Origin of the sequence: Paraburkholderia kururiensis JCM 10599 = LMG 19447 (assembly GCF_003986935.1) — a bacterium.
GTDB classification, from domain to species: Bacteria; Pseudomonadota; Gammaproteobacteria; order Burkholderiales; family Burkholderiaceae; genus Paraburkholderia; species Paraburkholderia kururiensis.
Map to the genome: position 1 here is coordinate 1 of NZ_RJZE01000017.1, position 12425 is coordinate 12425.

Here is a 12425-nt window from a genome sequence, read left to right on the forward strand (position 1 = left end):
AAAGGGGGACGGGGGGCGGCTGCGCCGCCCCAACCCCGAAACATAAAAAGAAACAGGACCAACACCACGCTCAAACCGGACATTTCTATCTAGCCAGAGTCCCGACATTTGAATCTGGCCTCGACATTGATGCGGTTAACCATGCGCGGCCCGGCCACAACGGCCGGGCCGCACCATCTTTCTCACCACGCATCCCGAAGACACTCCAGAAACCGCAGATACGCAGTCGCCCCCGGATCAGGATGCCCGACGCTGCGCTCCTGAACCCAGGCAGCCCGACCTTTGCGCGATTGCTGTCCGGCCGTCGCGTCGATTCGCTCGTGCGCCGTCGCGATCATCGCGGCGAGCAATTGCGGCGCTTCGCCTTCGCCAGCGTCAAGCACGTCGAGACTCGGCACGAGCGCGTCCAGTACGGTCTTGTCGCCCAGTTGGCTCTTGCCGCGTTCGGCAATCCGTCCTGCTACCGCGCGGCCGATAGCCAGCACGTCGGCCTTATCGACCTTATCGATCTTGCCGGCCTCCGTTTTGCCGGTCACGGTTTTCGCCGCCGCGAGCAGCCCGCCGCCCACCAGCGCGGCAAAGGTGGACGGATTGGCGGTGGAAAACGCCTTGCCCGCGGTCAGCAACAGGTCGCTCACCGCCGCTTCTGCGGGCAGCGCGGCCCAGGCGGCGATCACCGCCTTCGATCCCGACTGGACCGTGATGCCCAGATCGCCGTCGCCAAGCGCAGCGTCGAGGCTGCGCAGCTCGTCGGCGTGTGCCTGCAACGCGGTCAGCGCGCGGCTCACCACGTCGCGCACCTGATTGGCGGAAACGCTCATGCCGTTCTCCTTACCGGGCCCGTTGCCACGCTGTCCTACGCGTGGAACAGCGGCGAGCGTGCTGGCGCCGCCAGCAGCGCCTCGAGTTCGTCGTCGAGCAGCATGACCGTGATCGAGGCGCCTGCCATCTCGAGACTCGTCACGTACTCGCCAACATACGCGCGCGCGATCCCCAGCCCCGCGTCCGTCGTGAGTTTCGCGACGCGCCGGTACAGCACGTACAGCTCTTCGAGCGGCGTGGCGCCCAGCCCGTTGACGAGCACGGCGATGCGGGCGCCCTGCGGCGCTTTCAGGTCGGCCAGGATCTCGCCCATCAGGCGGTCGGCGATCGCGTCTGCGCTCTCCAGCGCGCCGCGATGCGTGCCGGGCTCGCCGTGGATGCCGATGCCGATCTCCATCTCGCCTTCGGGCAGCGTGAAGGTCGGCTTGCCCGCCGCGGGCAGGATCGTGGGCGACAGGCCCACGCCCATCTTGCGGCAGTGGCTGTTCGCCTTCGCGGTAATGCGCGCGACCTCGTCCAGCGAATCGCCGCGCTCCGCGGCCGCGCCCGCGCATTTGAACGCGAACACCATGCCGGCCACGCCGCGGCGCTCGCTGCTGCGCCCGGCCGGCGCGGAGGCCACGTCGTCGGTGAGCAGCACGGTTTTGATCTCGATGCCCTCGGGCTCGGCGAGATCGGCCGCAAGGTCGAAGTTGAATACGTCGCCGCCGTAGTTGCCGTACACGTACAGCACGCCAGCGCCGCCGTCGACGGCTTTCGTCGCTTCGAAAATCTGCTCGGCCGAGGGCGACGAAAACACGTTGCCCACCGCCACGCCGCTGCACAGCCCCTCGCCGACATAGCCGAGAAAGCCCGGCATGTGGCCGGACCCGCCGCCCGTCACGATCCCTACCCGCCCCCGCTTCGGCGCGTCGGCGCGCACGAGCGCGCGGCGGTCAGCCGTGGCGGCCTTGATCCAGCCTGGATGGGCCATGAGCAACGAGTCGATCACTTCGTCGACGAACTGGTCCGGCTGGTTGATGATCTTCTTCACGCGTATCTCCTTGAGAGCGATACCTGCACGATCGATGAGCGCCGGCGCCTAGTGCTTGCGTCGCTGGCCGACCACGTCGAGCATGACGGCGGCGAAAATCACGCCGCCCTGAATGAACTGCGTCCAGAAGGGATTGACGCCGAGCAGCGACAACCCCACGTTGATCACGCCGATCAGCACGACGCCAATAAAGGTGCCGACAATCGAACCGCGCCCGCCCGCCAGCGACGTGCCGCCGATCACCACGCCGGCAATCACCTGCAGCTCGAGACCGTTGGCCGCCGACGGCAACGCGGAATTCAGGCGCCCGGCCAGCACGATGCCCGCGATCGCGGCGGTCACGCCCGCCAGCACGTAGGTCAGGAACATCACGCGTTGCACCGGAATGCCGGCAAGCCGCGCGGCCTCGCGATTGCCGCCCACCGCGAACACCTGATGCCCGAACGTGGTCTTGCGCAACAGCACGTGACCGACGAGAAACACGATCAGCATGACGATCATCGGCATGGGCAGCCCCGCGATCGACTTCGCGCCGAACACCGTGAACGCGTTCGGGAAGTCGAACTTGGTACGCCCGTCGGAGATGGCCAGCGTGAGGCCGCGCGCCATGGCCATCATCGCGAGCGTGACGATGAACGGCACGAGCCGCAGCCACGCCACGGCAAAGCCGTTGATCATGCCGACGCCTGCGCCCACCGCAATGGCCACCGCGAGGCCCGCGACGCCGAGCCCGAGGTTGCCGGGCACCGCGCCCGCCATCAGGGTGGCCGCCACCATGCCCGACAGCGCGACGAGCGAGCCGACCGATAGATCGATGCCCGACGTGATGATCACGAACGTGCCCCCTACTGCCGCGATGCCCACCACCGACACCTGCACCATGATGTTGGTGAGCGTGCTCGTGGTGAGGAACTCGGGGGAAGCGAACGAGAGCGCGATGCAGATGATCGCGAGCGCCGCGCACAGCGGGCCGAGGCCGCTGCGAAGTTGCTGCCGAAGCTTCCTCATCAAGCGGCTCGACAGACGGTGTTCGTCGGTCTCGCTGGCTGCCGTGGAATTCATGCGCCTACTCCTGTCGTCGCCCATTGGATGACCTTCTCCGAATCGGCCTCATCGCGCGCCAGTTCGGTCACGATCCTGCCGCGGTACATCACCAGCACGCGGTCCGACATGCCGAGCAGTTCGGGCAGTTCCGAACTCACCATCAGCACGGCCGCGCCCGCGCGCGCCATCGCCACCATGTGCGTGTAGATCTCGGTCTTCGCGCCGATATCGATGCCGCGCGTCGGCTCGTCCAGCATGATGACGGCGGGCTGCGTCGCGCTCGCGCGGCCGAGAATCACTTTCTGCTGGTTGCCGCCCGAGAGGTTGCCCGTGATCGCCGTCACCGAAGGCGCGCGCACCGCGAAGCGCGCACTCGCCTCCTGCGCGAGCCGGCGCTTGCGCGCGCTGCGCACGAAGCCGCTTGTCGCGAGCGACTTGAGGCTGGAGAGCGCCACGTTTTCCTCGATGCTCGCGTCGAGTACGAGACCTTCGAGCTTGCGGTCTTCCGCCGTGTAGACGAGCCCGGCGGCAACGCCGTCGGTGGGCGAACGCAGGGATACCCTGTCGCCGCGAACCACAATCTCGCCGCGCGTCACCTTCTGCGCGCCGAAGATCGCCTTCAGCAGTTCGGTGCGTCCCGCGCCCGCAATGCCCGCAATGCCGACGATCTCGCCCGCGCGCACGCTGAAGCTCGCCTCGCGCACCACGGGCGGACTCGCGAGGTTGCGCACCTCGAGCGCGACGGGCCCGTATTCGCGCGGCTCCCACGGGTAGAACGAATCAAGCGTGCGGGCCACCATCGCCTGCACGAGGTCCTGCTCGGTCCACTGGGGCATGGGTCGCCAGTCCACCGTCTTGCCGTCACGCATCACCACCGCCGAATCCGCCAGTTCGAACACTTCCTCAAGGTGGTGCGAGATGAAGATGATGCCCATGCCCTCCCCGCGCAGCCGTCGCACCACGCCGTAGAGGTTCGCGATGTCGTCGTGCTGGAGCGCCGCCGTGGGCTCGTCCATGACGAGAATGCGTGCGTTGCGCGCGAGCGCCTTCGCCACTTCCACGAGTTGCCGCTTGTTGAGCGGCAGGTCGCCAAGGCGCATGGAAGGCGACACGCCGCCAAGCCCCACCTGTGCGAGCGCCCGCCGCGCGAGGTCGTCGGCCTCGCGGCGCAGCACGAAGCCGCGGCGCGCCGGCATGCGGCCGAGGAACAGGTTCTCCGCGACCGTCATGTCGTTGATCAGCGAAAGCTCCTGGTAGATCACCGCGACGCCCGCGTCGATGGCCGCGTGGGTGCCGCGCGCGAGCGGCGCGCCGTTGATCTCGATGGTGCCCTCGTCGGGCTCGTAGGCACCTGAAAGCGTCTTGATCAGCGACGACTTGCCGGCGCCGTTCTCGCCGACGATCGCCATCACCTCGCCTGCGTGCAGCGTGAGGCTCACGCCGCGCAGCGCCTTCACTCCCGGAAAGCTCTTGACGATGCCTTCCATGTGCAGCAGCGGCACACCGCTTTCGCCCCGCGGCGGCGCGAAGGCGGCATGCTGGTGCTGCGAACTCGTTGCGTCGTGCATGGATGCTTGCGTCCTGCAGTGAGCGGTGCGCCGCTGCCCGCGCGGCGCACCTGTTGCGGCGACCTGCGCCGGCGTGCGGTTACTGGCTGACCTGCTCGGACCACAGCCCGTAGTTCTTCACCGCGTCGGAGTCGATGTTCGACTTATCGATGAGGAGCGTGGGCCACGCGTAAGTTGCCGGCACCGGCTTCTTCGCGATGTAGTCGGCAATGAAGCTGAGCGACTTCGCCGCCATCTGGATCGGGTTCTGCGAAATGGTCGCATCCTGCTTGCCCGCGCGAATGGCCGACAGCGCCTGCGCCGTGCCGTCCGCGCCGATCACGAGGATGTGCTGGCGGTCGCCGAGCGGCTTGTAGCGGCCGGCGTTGTCGATGGCTTTTTCGGCGCCGACGGTGTTGTCGTCGTTGGCGCCGAACACGGCGTCGATCTGCGGGAATTTCTGCAGGATGTCGGTCATCGCGTTCAGCGACTTCTCCTGATCGAACGCGCCTTCCTGGCGGGCCACAACCTTGATGTCCGGATACTTCGCGATCTCGTCGCTAAAGCCCTTTTCGCGGTCGGTGGCCGCCGTCGTGCCAACGAGGCCGATCAGGTCCACCACGTTACCCTTCGGCGAGCCGTAGCGCGCCTTCAACTGGTCGGCGATCCACTTCGCCCCGGTGCGGCCGAGCGCGACGTTGTCCGACGCGACGAACGAGGTGACCTTGCCGCCGTCCGAGCCGCGGTCGAGCGTGAACACCGGCACGCCCATCTGGTTGGCTTTCTGCACGGCCGGAATGATCGCTTTCGAGTCGATCGGGTTGAGCACCAACGCGCTTACGCCCTGGCTCAGCAGGTTGATAGCGTCGTTCACCTGCTGCTGGGCGTCGCCATTGGCGTTGGTCTGAACGAGGTCGAAGCCCTGCTGCTGCGCGCCCTTCTCGACACCCAGCTTCAGGCCGACGAAGAACGCGTTGTTCAGCGTCGAGACCGAGAAGCCGATCTTGGTCTTGCCGCCACCGCCCGCACCGGACGCCGCCGCGACGGCCGGTGCGCTCGCGCCCGCATCGCTCGCCGCGCCCGCCGGGGACGGCGATTCGTTCTTCGAGCAGCCCGCCAGCGCGGCTGCCGCGCACAGCAACGCGGCGCCTGCCGACGTGCCGAACAGGGACCAACGGTCGAATCTTCCTGCGCTCCAGGCCATGTGTGTCTCCATCGTTGAAGTTGTATTCGCGTGGCCGGTGATCCGGCCACGCGTGTCTTGCCAACGCCGTGCCACGGCCTGCCGAACTCAGTGCGCGCCGTTGCCGGACGTGCCGCGCATGCCGTAGTTCCTGAACTTCTCCACCACTTCTGCCATCTCGTCGTCGCTCAGGAGCGGCGGCGTACCCAGCTGGCTCGCGAGCAGATACTGCTTCGCCAGCACTTCCACTTCGTTGGCGATCCACAGCGCGCGCGAGAGCGTCGCGCTCGCCGCGATCACGCCGTGATGCGCGAGCAGGCAGGCATAGCGGTCTTGCAACGCGGCCACCGCATAGTCCGAGAGCGCCTGCGAGCCAAACGTTGCGTACGGCGCGCAGCGGATCGAATTGCCGCCGGCTACCGCCACCATGTAGTGATGCGCGGGGATGTCGCGACGGTGGATCGCCATCGCGGTCGCGGCCACCGAATGGGTGTGCACGACCGCGTTCAGTTCGGGCCGCGCACGCAGGATGTCGCGATGCATGCGCCACTCGCTCGACGGCTTGCGCTCGTTCAGTACCGGCGCATCGGCGGCGACGTCGAGCGGCAGCCAGACGATGGCGTCTTCATGAAGCGCCGTGGCCGGTACGCCGCTCGGCGTAATCAGCAGGCCGTCTGCGCAGCGTGCGCTGACGTTGCCCGAGGTGCCCTGGTTGATGCCGAGCCGCTCCATTTCGCGCGCGGTGTGCACGATGGCCTCGCGCAGCGCGGCCTCGTCGGGACGGAGGGGGGATGCGCCCGTCATGCTGCCCGCCCGAACCGCGCCGCAAGATTCGCCTCGTACGGCGAGCCGATGATGCCTGCCTCGGTGATGTAGCCGGTCACGAGATCGTGCGGCGTCACATCGAACGCGGGATTGAAGACCTTGATGCCTTCGGGCGCGATCATGCGGCCGCCGAGGTGCGTGACCTCGCTCGCGCCGCGCTCTTCGATCACGATGCCGCGGCCGTCCGGCGTATCCAGATCGAGCGTGGACGACGGGCACGCCACGTAGAAATCCACGCCGAAGTAGCGCGCCACGATGGCGAGGTTGAGCGTGCCGATCTTGTTCGCGAAGTCGCCGTTCGCGGCAACGCGATCGGTGCCCACGATCACGACGTCGATCTGGCCGCGCGCCATCAGCGAGGCCGCCATGCTGTCGGTGACGAGCGTCACGTCGACGCCCGCGCGCTGCAGCTCGTAGGCCGTGAGGCGCGCGCCCTGCAGAAGCGGCCGCGTCTCGTCGGCATACACGCGAAACGCAACGCCGTTGCGCCTCGCCTCGTAGATCGGCGCGGTCGCGGTGCCGATGCCCGTGGTGGCCAGCGCACCGGCGTTGCAGTGCGTGAGCACCCCGCTGCCCTCGCGGATGAGCGGCGCGCCGTGCTGGCCGATGCCCTCGCACAGCCGCCGGTCTTCGCGATGGATCGCCTGCGCTTCGTCGACGAGCGCGCGATAGAGGCTGGCAGTGTCCGTGGCGCCTGCACACTCGGCCGCGCGCAGCATCCGTTTGAGGCTCCAGCTCAGGTTGACCGCGGTGGGCCGCGCGCTGTCCAGATAGGCAGCCTGTTCCGCGAGCGCCGCGCGGAACGCGTCAAGCGGCAAGTGCCGCGACGCCTGCACGGCGACGCACAGCCCGTATGCCGCGGCCACGCCGATCGCCGGTGCGCCGCGCACGCGCAGTTCGTGAATCGCGCGCCACACTTCGTGGGCGCTCGTCAGCGTCTCGACCACCGCTTCCTGCGGCAGGCGAGTCTGATCCAGGATCCGTAGCTGATCGTCCGCCCAGGTCAGGGTAGCGGGCAGGTTCACGAGAGGCGACGGCGAAACCATGAAAACTCCAGAACAAAAAGGTCAATGCAGGCCCGGGCCGCTGCGTTCATGCGAGCGCCGGGCGGGTTGAGGCGATGTCGCGCGCGAGCGCGACGACGTCTTCGATGCTGTGCAACTGATGTCGCCGCAGCAGCAGTTGTTCGGCGCAGCGCAGCGCACGGACTTCGACGGTGGCGCGCAACGCGTTGTCGGCGATGCTCGTAATGTCCGCAACCTTCGCCATGCCCACGATGCGCCGGATCATCTTGCAGCCCGCAAAGCCGAGCGACTGCTCGAAGAGCCGCTCGATGAAGCGCGCGCGAAACGCTTCGGCACAGGCCCCGCCGCGATCGCCGCCGATGAAGTGGCTGCCGCGGCGGCTCTCGTGTTCGCGCCACAGCGTGGCGAACTCGCTTGCGAAACCATTCCAGATGGCGGCGGCCTGCGCGAGCAGCCAGTCGCCGTACGACGGCGCGTCGCCGGACGGCTCAGCGTGGCGGTCGTGCCATGCGCGCGAGAACCAGGCGAGCAGCAGGTTCGCGAGCACAGCGCCGATATCAAAACCCATCGGCCCATAGAAGGCGAATTCCGGATCGATCACGTAGGTCTCGTCTTCGTTGACCATGATCGAGCCGGTGTGCAGATCGCCGTGCAGCAGCGTCTCGGCGTCGTTCATGAACGACCATTTCATCTCGCCCACCTCCACGCGCAGCGCCGGCGACTGCCACAGCCGCTCGATCTCGGCGCGCGCAAACGCCGGGCTGTACACGTTCGACGGATGGTCCTCGAACGGCCAGGTGAAGACGAGGTCCTCGGTAATGCGGCACAGCTCCGCGTTGACTGCAGCACTCACGGCCTGCTTTTTCACGTCGGACGCGAGGTACAGGTCGGAGCCGTAGAACAGCGTATGCGCGAGATACGTCGAAAGATGGCCGGCCAGGCGCGGATAGACGACGCCGTCCATCAGCCCCTGCCGCAGGATGCGGTGCGACGACAGCCGCTGCATCACCACGAGGAACAACTCGCTGTCCGCGTGATAGACGCGCGGCACGTGCGCCGGGCACAGCGCGCCGAAGCGTCGCAGCGCGGCGACTTCGCGCTCCATGCGGTGGCGTGTCAGCGGCCACGTTTTGCCGACGAGCCGCAGGAACGGCGGCGCCTGTTTGACGACCACGCTGCGATCGGGCGAGCGCGTGTTGGTCGCGAAGTAGACGTAGTTCAGATTGCCGTCGCCGACTTCGGTGATGTCGAGTTCATCAGGCTCGTTCAAGAGCGAATACAACGATGGAACGCCACGCAGGTACGTCGACAGCTCCGCAGAGCTGAGTGCCTCAAATTCCATGTCTGTCTCCTCCGCATTCGAACCGGCCTTACCGTTTCTTGCGAACCAGATCGAACTTGAAGATGCTCGTGTTGTAGTAGTCGTTGCTGTAGCAGATCGGCTCGCCGCTTTCGTCGAAATCCACTTCGTCCAGCAGCAGGAACAGGCCGAAACCGTCGCCTAGTTCCGGCAGATCGCGCGGCGTCAGAATGGTCGGCTGGATCGACGTGTGCGTATGCGAGAGCCGCCGTCCGATCCGGCCGAACATGGCGAACAGCGACTCGCCGATGCGCCCGCCCGCCGCATCGAAGATCGCCTTCGGCACGGTGTCGATGCAGTAGGCCGCGATCGCGTCGTCCGCGCAACGCACGCGTTCGATACGCACGCACGGTGCGCCAATCTCGATGCGCAGCTTTGCCGCCAGGCTCTCGTTCGCCTCGATGTGATCGATCTGCAGCCGCCGCGTGGCCGGCACGGCGCCGACGCTGCGGATCATGTCCGTCACCGACATGAGGTCGTCCAGCCCACCCTGCAGCTTCAGCGAAATCTGCCTGACGAAGGTGCCCCTGCCCTGCACGCGCGACAGCAGCCCGTGCGAAATCATTTGAGCCACCGCTTCGCGCAGGCTCGAACGGCCGACACCGAGCAGTTCGCACAGCTCCATCTCCGTGGGAATCTGATCGCCGGGCTTGAGCGAACGCTCCCGGATCATGGCCATCAACGATTCCTGGATCTTGTCGCGCATGGAGTGCTCGACGCTCAGTCGCATGAGGTTGCTCGAATATCTTGATGAACCGACTATACATCAGACATCTGATGTTTCTTATCGTGTTAACCCTGGAATCAGCTGGTCGGCCGCTTACGTTGTTTTGGCTTCGCCCCCGCCATTTGCCGCTATTTTTTTTGTGAAATTCGTATGCGGCGACCACAGACTGATGTCGGCGCTCAGAAGGCACAACATCAGACGCCGCCATGGTCATCTGATGAATGTGGCCCTATTCAGCCGCGCCGCGTTCGCCCGTGCTGGCCGTCGTGACGCGTTCAAGGCGATCCGGGCGGCGGCCGATGCCGGGCCACGCAAGAGCGCCCCCTTCGCGCCAACCGTGCAGATGCCCACCTGGCGCCGCGGGAACACGCAATGCGCGACACTATCGCTTCACCGAAGGGAGTCGCAACATGAAATACCCCACGAAACGCTGGCCGATAGGCGCGATGCTGGTGCTCTCGCTCGCAGGCTGCGCCGTGAGCGGCATGCAGGCAGGGCCGCAACGGCATTTGAGCGACGCGCAATGCCGCGACCTGACCGCGCTCAGGAACCACGCGCCGCTCACGCGCGAGCGCAACGCGAGCGAACTCGCGGCGCTGGAGGAAGCGGGTTATCGGCCCGCATGGGCGTGGGATCCGTACTATCCCGACGACCTCCAGGCGGCGCAACGGCTGGTGGACCGGTGGTATCAGGCTGAATGCCGGACCGCGCAGAGCGAGTGAAGCGATGCCTTGCCGATGCTGACGCGCGTTCGCCTGGGCTTTCTGTCTTGAGTGCCTAAAACAGAAATATCGAGATTCATCCCTTCATCAAATATCTTCCGCTTTACCGCACGGCAGCGTTTCACCACCTCATCAAATCCATCTGTAGCGATCCCGAAAGGGGTGCCTCATAGTCGCAAGGAGGCGCTATCGGCCGCCCGTTTACTCGAAAAATCTCGGGATTTTCCCTCATTCGATCGGCCAAACCGCCCTCACTGGTATTGCCCTTGCTCTGAGATGCTGCGCCCGGTGCTCTGCGTGCCGCTCCGGGACAACGCATCCATCCCAACAAGGAGACATCACCATGGCGTTACTGGAACGCGCGGCCTGGTACGACATTGCCCGTGCCACCAACTGGACTCCGACCTACGTCGCGGAGTCCGAGCTCTTCCCCGAGATCATGTCCGGTGCCCAGGGCATTCCGATGGCCGACTGGGAAACCTACGACGAGCCGTACAAGACCTCGTATCCCGAATACGTGCGCGTGCAGCGCGAGAAAGACGCCGGCGCCTATTCGGTGAAAGCGGCCCTCGAACGCAGCCGCATGTTCGAAGACGCCGATCCCGGCTGGCTGTCCATTCTGAAGGCGCACTACGGCGCCATCGCCCTTGGCGAGTACGCGGCCATGAGCGCGGAGGCCCGCATGGCGCGTTTCGGCCGTGCCCCGGGCATGCGCAACATGGCGACGTTCGGCATGCTCGACGAAAACCGTCACGGCCAGTTGCAGCTGTTTTTCCCCCACGACTACTGCCCGAAAGACCGCCAGTTCGACTGGGCGCACAAGGCCTATCACACGAACGAATGGGGCGCCATTGCCGCGCGCAATACGTTCGACGACCTGTTCATGTCGCGCAGCGCCATCGAAATCGCGGTCATGCTGACCTTCGCCTTCGAAACGGGTTTCACGAACATGCAGTTCCTCGGACTCGCCGCGGACGCCGCGGAAGCCGGCGACTTCACGTTCGCGAGCCTGATCTCGAGCATCCAGACCGACGAGTCGCGCCACGCGCAGATTGGCGGCCCCGCGCTGCAGATCCTGATCGCGAACGGCCGCAAGGAAGAAGCGCAAAAGCTCGTGGACATCGCGATTGCGCGCGCGTGGCGTCTTTTCTGTCTGCTCACGGGCTCGTCCATGGACTACGCGACGCCGCTCGAACACCGCAAGCAGTCGTTCAAGGAATTCATGCGCGAGTGGATTGTCGGGCAGTTCGAACGCACGCTGATCGACCTGGGTCTCGACCTCCCCTGGTACTGGGACCAGATGATCAACGAGTTCGATTACCAGCATCACGCCTACCAGATGGGCATCTGGTTCTGGCGGCCCACGGTCTGGTGGAACCCCGCGGCCGGCATGACGCCCGACTGCCGCGACTGGCTCGAAGAAAAGTATCCGGGCTGGAACGATACGTTCGGCAAGGCATGGGACGTCATCATCGACAACCTGCTCGCCGGCAAACCCGAACTCACGGTTCCCGAGACGCTGCCCATCGTCTGCAACATGAGCCAGCTACCCATCTGCGCGATTCCCGGCAAGGGCTGGAACGTGAAGGACTATCCGCTCGACTACAACGGCCGCACCTATCACTTCAATTCGGAGATCGACCGCTGGGTGTTCCAGCAAGACCCGCTGCGCTATCGCGATCACCTGACGCTTGTCGATCGCTTCCTCGCGGGCCACATCCAGCCGCCTAACCTCATGGGCGCGCTCCAGTACATGGGCCTCGCACCCGGCGAAAGCGGCGACGACGCACACCACTACGCGTGGATCGAAGCGTATCGCGACCAGCGCTATCAGAAAAAAGCCGCCTGAAGCGGCCAACTCATGGAGGACGACATGGCACTTTTCCCTGTGATTTCCAATTTTCAGTACGACTTCGTATTGCAGCTCGTGGCCGTGGATACCGGCAATACGATGGACGAGGTAGCCGCCGCGGCGGCACACCATTCCGTGGGCCGGCGCGTTGCGCCCCAGCCCGACAAGGTGGTGCGCGTGCGCCGCCAGGGCAGCGAAGCGTTCTTTCCCCGCGATGCGAAGCTCGAAGAGACCGACATTCGCCCCATGGAAACGCTCGAATTCATCTTTTGCGAAAACTGAGGC

General features: G+C 65.9%; 12 protein-coding genes. 3 read left to right on the forward strand and 9 right to left on the reverse strand.

The window, feature by feature from the left end:
• Nucleotides 1–182: 182 nt before the first annotated feature.
• The 9 genes from PKKP23_RS20430 to PKKP23_RS20470 all read right to left on the reverse strand — a co-directional run bounded on the left by PKKP23_RS20430 (nucleotide 183) and on the right by PKKP23_RS20470 (nucleotide 9569).
• Nucleotides 183–821, reverse strand: a complete 639-nt coding sequence (locus tag PKKP23_RS20430) for a DAK2 domain-containing protein (RefSeq protein ID WP_126878209.1) — start codon at nucleotides 819–821, stop codon at nucleotides 183–185.
• A gap of 35 nt (nucleotides 822–856) precedes the next feature.
• Nucleotides 857–1855, reverse strand: coding sequence for a dihydroxyacetone kinase subunit DhaK (locus PKKP23_RS20435; protein ID WP_126878210.1), 999 nt, complete (start codon nucleotides 1853–1855; stop codon nucleotides 857–859).
• Nucleotides 1856–1903: 48 nt separating this feature from the next.
• Nucleotides 1904–2917, reverse strand: a complete 1014-nt coding sequence (locus tag PKKP23_RS20440) for an ABC transporter permease (RefSeq protein ID WP_126878211.1) — start codon at nucleotides 2915–2917, stop codon at nucleotides 1904–1906.
• Complete coding sequence (locus PKKP23_RS20445) at nucleotides 2914–4467, reverse strand: sugar ABC transporter ATP-binding protein (RefSeq protein ID WP_126878212.1); 1554 nt, start codon at nucleotides 4465–4467, stop codon at nucleotides 2914–2916. The genes PKKP23_RS20440 and PKKP23_RS20445 overlap by 4 nt, the downstream gene beginning before the upstream one ends.
• 79 nt (nucleotides 4468–4546) lie before the next feature.
• Nucleotides 4547–5650 carry a sugar ABC transporter substrate-binding protein gene (locus PKKP23_RS20450; protein ID WP_126878213.1) on the reverse strand — a complete coding sequence of 368 codons (1104 nt, stop codon included), beginning with the start codon at nucleotides 5648–5650 and terminating at the stop codon, nucleotides 4547–4549.
• 87 nt (nucleotides 5651–5737) lie between these two features.
• Nucleotides 5738–6433, reverse strand: coding sequence for a class II aldolase/adducin family protein (locus tag PKKP23_RS20455; RefSeq protein WP_126878214.1), 696 nt, complete (start codon nucleotides 6431–6433; stop codon nucleotides 5738–5740).
• Nucleotides 6430–7500, reverse strand: coding sequence for an S-methyl-5-thioribose-1-phosphate isomerase (mtnA, locus tag PKKP23_RS20460; protein ID WP_126878215.1), 1071 nt, complete (start codon nucleotides 7498–7500; stop codon nucleotides 6430–6432). The genes PKKP23_RS20455 and mtnA overlap by 4 nt, the downstream gene beginning before the upstream one ends.
• A gap of 46 nt (nucleotides 7501–7546) precedes the next feature.
• Entirely contained in the window at nucleotides 7547–8821 is a 1275-nt protein-coding gene (gene mtnK / locus PKKP23_RS20465; protein WP_126878216.1) for an S-methyl-5-thioribose kinase, read from the reverse strand.
• 28 nt (nucleotides 8822–8849) lie between these two features.
• Nucleotides 8850–9569, reverse strand: a complete 720-nt coding sequence (locus PKKP23_RS20470) for a GntR family transcriptional regulator (RefSeq protein ID WP_017775877.1) — start codon at nucleotides 9567–9569, stop codon at nucleotides 8850–8852.
• Between the two features lie 407 nt (nucleotides 9570–9976).
• Between PKKP23_RS20470 and PKKP23_RS20475 the strand changes: the two genes are divergently transcribed.
• From PKKP23_RS20475 to PKKP23_RS20485, 3 genes are all read left to right on the forward strand, one after another.
• Nucleotides 9977–10288: a DUF4148 domain-containing protein gene (locus tag PKKP23_RS20475; protein WP_126878217.1), complete on the forward strand. Its 312-nt coding sequence runs from the start codon at nucleotides 9977–9979 to the stop codon at nucleotides 10286–10288.
• Nucleotides 10289–10631: 343 nt separating this feature from the next.
• Nucleotides 10632–12137 carry a ferritin family protein gene (locus tag PKKP23_RS20480; protein ID WP_042301718.1) on the forward strand — a complete coding sequence of 502 codons (1506 nt, stop codon included), beginning with the start codon at nucleotides 10632–10634 and terminating at the stop codon, nucleotides 12135–12137.
• Nucleotides 12138–12161: 24 nt separating this feature from the next.
• A complete protein-coding gene (locus tag PKKP23_RS20485; protein ID WP_017775874.1) occupies nucleotides 12162–12422 on the forward strand; it encodes a toluene-4-monooxygenase system B family protein in 261 nt (86 codons plus the stop codon).
• The last annotated feature ends 3 nt before the right edge of the window (nucleotides 12423–12425 follow it).

Coding starts and splice junctions, on each gene's coding strand:
- PKKP23_RS20430 (WP_126878209.1), bottom strand. CDS start 821: ATGAGCGTTTCCGCCAATCAGGTGCGCGACGTGGTGAGCCGCGCGCTG.
- PKKP23_RS20440 (WP_126878211.1), bottom strand. CDS start 2,917: ATGAATTCCACGGCAGCCAGCGAGACCGACGAACACCGTCTGTCGAGC.
- PKKP23_RS20445 (WP_126878212.1), bottom strand. CDS start 4,467: ATGCACGACGCAACGAGTTCGCAGCACCAGCATGCCGCCTTCGCGCCG.
- PKKP23_RS20450 (WP_126878213.1), bottom strand. CDS start 5,650: ATGGCCTGGAGCGCAGGAAGATTCGACCGTTGGTCCCTGTTCGGCACG.
- PKKP23_RS20455 (WP_126878214.1), bottom strand. CDS start 6,433: ATGACGGGCGCATCCCCCCTCCGTCCCGACGAGGCCGCGCTGCGCGAG.
- mtnA (WP_126878215.1), bottom strand. CDS start 7,500: ATGGTTTCGCCGTCGCCTCTCGTGAACCTGCCCGCTACCCTGACCTGG.
- mtnK (WP_126878216.1), bottom strand. CDS start 8,821: ATGGAATTTGAGGCACTCAGCTCTGCGGAGCTGTCGACGTACCTGCGT.
- PKKP23_RS20470 (WP_017775877.1), bottom strand. CDS start 9,569: ATGCGACTGAGCGTCGAGCACTCCATGCGCGACAAGATCCAGGAATCG.
- PKKP23_RS20475 (WP_126878217.1), top strand. CDS start 9,977: ATGAAATACCCCACGAAACGCTGGCCGATAGGCGCGATGCTGGTGCTC.
- PKKP23_RS20480 (WP_042301718.1), top strand. CDS start 10,632: ATGGCGTTACTGGAACGCGCGGCCTGGTACGACATTGCCCGTGCCACC.
- PKKP23_RS20485 (WP_017775874.1), top strand. CDS start 12,162: ATGGCACTTTTCCCTGTGATTTCCAATTTTCAGTACGACTTCGTATTG.